Raw genomic sequence first — 4513 nt, 5'->3', positions numbered from 1 at the left:
GGTCGCCCTCCCGGTCGCCGCGGCGATCGGCATCGCGGCCCTCAGCGGCGGGTCCGCGCTCGCCTCGAGCGAGGCGGGCGCCCCCGCCGGTTCGTTCGCCGAGATCACGGTGATGGACGGCGAGACCCTCTGGTCGATCGCCGAAGACCTCGCCCCCGGGGTCGACCCGCGCGACGTCGTCGCCGAGATCACGCGCCTGAACGCCCTGCCGGGCGGTTCGGTCGCGGCCGGTCAGCGCATCGCCATCCCGGCCGAGTACGCCCCCGCCGGCTGAGACCGCTCCTTCGCGACGGATGCCGCTGCGCCATCCCGGGACCGCGTCGCCGCCTACGATGGGTGGGGTGACCGTACGCCTCGACGACCTCCCTCTTCGTGACGATCTCCGGGGCATGACCCCCTACGGGGCCCCGCAGGCGGCCCTGCCCGTGGCCCTCAACGTCAACGAGAACACGCACCCGGTTCCGGCCGAGGTCGCGGACGACATCCTCGACGCCATCGCCCGGGCGCTGCGCGACGTCAACCGTTATCCCGACCGCGAGTTCACTCCGCTGCGAGAGGCGTTCGCGACCTACCTCGGTCACGGCCTGTCGCCCGAGCAGATCTGGGCGGCCAACGGCTCGAACGAGGTGCTGCAGCACATCCTCCAGGCGTTCGGCGGACCGGGGCGCACCGCGATGGGGTTCGCCCCCACCTACTCCATGTACCCGATCCTCACGCGAGCCACCGGCGCGCGCTGGGTCGCGGGGGAGCGTGAGCACGACTTCACCCTGGGCGCCGGTTCGGCCGCCGCTCAGGTGCGAGAGCAGCGTCCCGACATCGTCTTCCTGTGCGCGCCCAACAACCCCACCGGCACGCCCCTGCGTCTGGACGTGATCGAGGCGGTCTACGACGCCACCGACGGCGTGGTCATCGTCGACGAGGCGTACGAGGAGTTCGCGCCCCGCGACGAGCCGTCGGCGCTGTCGCTCCTGCCCGGTCGCCCCCGTCTCGTCGTCTCGCGCACCATGAGCAAAGCGTTCGCGTTCGCCGGTGCCCGCGTCGGCTACCTCGCCGCCGATCCCGCCTTCGTCGACGCGCTCCGCCTCGTGCGCCTCCCGTACCACCTGAGCGCGCTGACGCAGGCCGCCGCCACCGCCGCGCTCGGCCACGCCGACACGATGCTCGCGATGGTCGACGAGATCGTCGCGCAGCGCGACCGGATCTCGGCGACCGTCGCCGCCCTCGGGTACACCGCCCACGAGTCCTGGACGAACTTCGTGCTCTTCGGCGGAGTCGACGATCCGGCCGCGACGTGGAAGGCGCTGTACGACCGGGGCGTGCTCATCCGCGACGTCGGCATCCCGCACCACCTGCGCGTGTCGGCCGGAACGGCCGACGAGACCACCGCGTTCCTCGACGCCCTCGCCTCGATAGGATCCCGAGCATGACCGGCCCCTCCACGTCCCGCACCGCCTCGATCACGCGTGAGACGAGCGAGTCCCGCGTCGAGCTCGAGCTCGACCTCGACGGGCGGGGAGCGAGCGACATCTCCACGAGCGTGCCGTTCTTCGATCACATGCTCACGGCCTTCGCGAAGCACTCCCTGACCGACCTGCGCGTGCGCGCGACGGGTGACACCCACATCGACGCGCACCACACCGTCGAAGACACCTCGATCGTGCTGGGGCAGGCGATCCGTCAGGCACTCGGCGACAAGTCGGGCATCGCGCGATACGGCGACGCGCTCGTCCCGCTCGACGAGGCGCTCGCGCAGGCGGTCGTCGACATCAGCGGGCGGCCCTACCTCGTGCACACGGGTGAGCCGGCCGGCTTCGAGCACCACCTGATCGGGGGGCACTTCACCGGTTCCCTCGTGCGCCACTCTTTCGAGGCCATCTCGATCCACGCCGGTCTGACGGTGCACGTCCGGGTCGTCGGCGGGCGCGACCCGCACCACATCGCCGAGGCCGAGTACAAAGCGCTTGCGCGGGCCTTCCGGCAGGCCAAGGCGCTCGACCCGCTGGTCGACGGCATCCCGAGCACCAAGGGAGCCCTGTGAGCAAGCCTGTCGTCGCGGTCATGGACTACGGATCGGGCAACGTCCACTCCGCGGTCAAAGCGCTCATCGAGGCGGGAGCCGACGCGCGCCTGACCTCGGATCGCGCCCTGCTCCTCGACGCCGACGGACTGCTCGTGCCGGGTGTCGGCGCGTTCAACGCGGTGATGGGTGCGCTCACCTCGAGCCGCGGCGGCGAGATCGTCGATCGCCGTCTCGCGGGTGGTCGTCCGGTGCTCGGTATCTGCGTGGGCATGCAGGTGATGTTCGAGCGCGGGATCGAGCGCGGTACCGACACAGAGGGTCTGGGGGAGTGGCCCGGCACGGTCGCGGAGCTGCAGGCCCCGGTGCTGCCGCACATGGGATGGAACACCGTCGACGTCGGCGAGGGATCGCGCCTGTTCGAGGGCATCGAGGACGAGCGCTTCTATTTCGTGCACTCCTACGGCGCGCAGGACTGGTCGCTCGAGGTCACCCCGCCCTTCCCGCAGCCCGCGGTGACGTGGTGCACCTACGGTTCGCCGTTCATCGCCGCCGTCGAGAACGGTCCCCTGGCGGCCACGCAGTTCCACCCCGAGAAGTCGGGCGAGGCCGGCATCCGCCTGCTGTCCAATTGGATCGACGGGCTGCGCGCGACTACTGTGTGACCTCGTGCCCCGGCTCGGCGAGATGCGCCGAAGGGTGCGAGGAGCCATGAACGATTTCGCGTCCACGCCTGAACTGGTGCTGCTTCCCGCGGTCGATGTCGCCGACGGCAAGGCCGTCCGTCTGACCCAGGGTGAGGCCGGTACCGAGACCAGCTACGGCGACCCGGTCGATGCCGCCGCCGACTTCGCCCGGCAGGGCGCGCAGTGGATCCACCTGGTGGATCTCGACGCGGCCTTCGGACGCGGCAGCAACGCCGGCGTCATGCGCAAGGTCATCAAGCAGGTCAAGGGGGTGCAGGTCGAGCTGTCGGGCGGCATCCGCGACGACCGTTCGCTCGAGGCCGCGCTCGAGAGCGGCGCGAGCCGCATCAACCTGGGTACCGCGGCCCTCGAGAACCCCGAGTGGGCCGCCGACGTGATCAATCGCTACGGCGAGGCGATCGCCGTCGGTCTGGACGTGCGCGGCACGACCCTCGCGGCCCGCGGGTGGACCCGCGACGGCGGCGACCTGTGGACGGTCCTGGAGCGCCTCGAGGATGCCGGCTGCAGCCGTTACGTCGTCACCGACGTCACCAAGGACGGCACGCTGCGCGGCCCCAACATCGACCTGCTGCGCGAGATGACCCAGCGCACGCCCAAGCCGATCGTCGCGTCGGGCGGCGTGTCGAACCTCGACGACATCGCGGCGCTGCGCGAGCTCGTCCCGCTGGGCGTCGAGGGTGCGATCGTGGGCAAGGCCCTCTACGCGGGGCAGTTCACGCTCGCCGAGGCGCTGGATGTCGCCGGGCACTGACGGCGATCCGCACGGGCCGCACGGGGCACTGCCCGACGGCGCGGCCGCGGATTCGGCCGGTGTGCCCTGGGAGGGACGCCGCTTCGAGGCGAACCCGCACTCGGGCGACGACGGTTCGGCCGATCCGGCGCTGCTCGCCGCCCTCGTGTCATTCCGTGCGGGGGAGTCCGACGCGCGCGGGGTCGTCGACGCCTATCGCGACGCCCGACTGCTGATCCCGCTCGTCGCCGAGAAGGGCGACCACGGCATCGGCGCGCACGGCCTCGAGGTCGACAAGACGCAGGAGCTGTCGATCGTCACCGTCGCGGCCCCCGACGGGCGCAAGGTGCTGCCGGTCTTCACCTCGGTCACGGCGATGCAGGCCTGGGATGCCACGGCCCGCCCCGTCCCCGCGGACGGTCGGCGCACCGCTCTCGCCGCCGCGTCCGAGGACACCGAGCTCATCGTGATCGATCCGGCGTCCGAGACGGAGTTCGTCCTCCGCCGTCCCGCCGTGTGGGCCATCGCGCAGGGCGAGCCCTGGGAGCCCGCCCACACCTCGCCGACGATCTTCACCGGCCTGCAGCAGAGCATCTCGGGCGAGCTGGCCGTGCTCGACCTCGCCGTCGAGCCCGGCGACCCCACCGGGCGCCTGCGCGGGCCCGAGCTGGTCGTGCACCTGCAGCTCATGTCGGGTCTGGAGCAGGAGGAGTTGGATGCCGTGCTCGCGCGGATCGCGCGCCGCTGGGCCGCGGACGACCGCATCGCCGTCCTGGTCGATTCCCTGACGGTCAAGCTGCACCGCAGCTCCGACGCCTGACCGCCGCTCGTCCGAGGTCATCAGAACAGGGGATGCCACGGCGACAGGCCGATTCCCGCTCGATCGCCCTGTTCTCGTGGCATCGCCTGTTCTCACGACAGCTGGCCGCGGGCGCCGCGGGGGAGCTGTCCTGCGGCACGGCGCGCGGGGACGCCCCCGTCCCGAGGAGATCGGGGGAGGGCCCCCGCCCTCGCCTGGGGACGGGGCATCACCGAGCCCGGTACCCCCCCCCAACGAAC

Annotated in this window: 6 protein-coding genes; all 6 read left to right on the top strand. The window is 71.9% G+C overall.

Annotated elements, in window-relative coordinates; genetic code table 11:
- The coding region (locus tag DBR36_RS00805; protein ID WP_108317140.1) for a LysM peptidoglycan-binding domain-containing protein at nucleotides 1-274 on the top strand (274 nt) is incomplete at its 5' end.
- A 58-nt stretch (nucleotides 275-332) separates the two neighbouring features.
- A complete protein-coding gene (locus tag DBR36_RS00800) occupies nucleotides 333-1427 on the top strand; it encodes a histidinol-phosphate transaminase (protein ID WP_181373428.1) in 1095 nt (364 codons plus the stop codon).
- Entirely contained in the window at nucleotides 1424-2038 is a 615-nt protein-coding gene (gene hisB, locus DBR36_RS00795) for an imidazoleglycerol-phosphate dehydratase HisB (protein ID WP_108317138.1), read from the top strand. The genes DBR36_RS00800 and hisB overlap by 4 nt, the downstream gene beginning before the upstream one ends.
- 20 nt (nucleotides 2039-2058) lie before the next feature.
- Nucleotides 2059-2682 carry an imidazole glycerol phosphate synthase subunit HisH gene (gene hisH / locus DBR36_RS00790; RefSeq protein ID WP_108317141.1) on the top strand — a complete coding sequence of 208 codons (624 nt, stop codon included), beginning with the start codon at nucleotides 2059-2061 and terminating at the stop codon, nucleotides 2680-2682.
- A gap of 46 nt (nucleotides 2683-2728) precedes the next feature.
- Complete coding sequence (gene priA / locus DBR36_RS00785) at nucleotides 2729-3475, top strand: bifunctional 1-(5-phosphoribosyl)-5-((5-phosphoribosylamino)methylideneamino)imidazole-4-carboxamide isomerase/phosphoribosylanthranilate isomerase PriA (protein ID WP_108317137.1); 747 nt, start codon at nucleotides 2729-2731, stop codon at nucleotides 3473-3475.
- Nucleotides 3459-4274: an SseB family protein gene (locus DBR36_RS00780; RefSeq protein WP_108317136.1), complete on the top strand. Its 816-nt coding sequence runs from the start codon at nucleotides 3459-3461 to the stop codon at nucleotides 4272-4274. Before priA ends, DBR36_RS00780 begins: the two co-directional genes overlap by 17 nt.
- Nucleotides 4275-4513: the final 239 nt, after the last annotated feature.

The sequence above is a fragment of the Microbacterium sp. HMWF026 genome, from assembly GCF_003061325.1.
Lineage (GTDB): Bacteria > Actinomycetota > Actinomycetes > Actinomycetales > Microbacteriaceae > Microbacterium > Microbacterium testaceum_E.
Note: the sequence above shows the minus strand (reverse complement) of the source record. Positions and strands in the feature narration are given on the sequence as shown.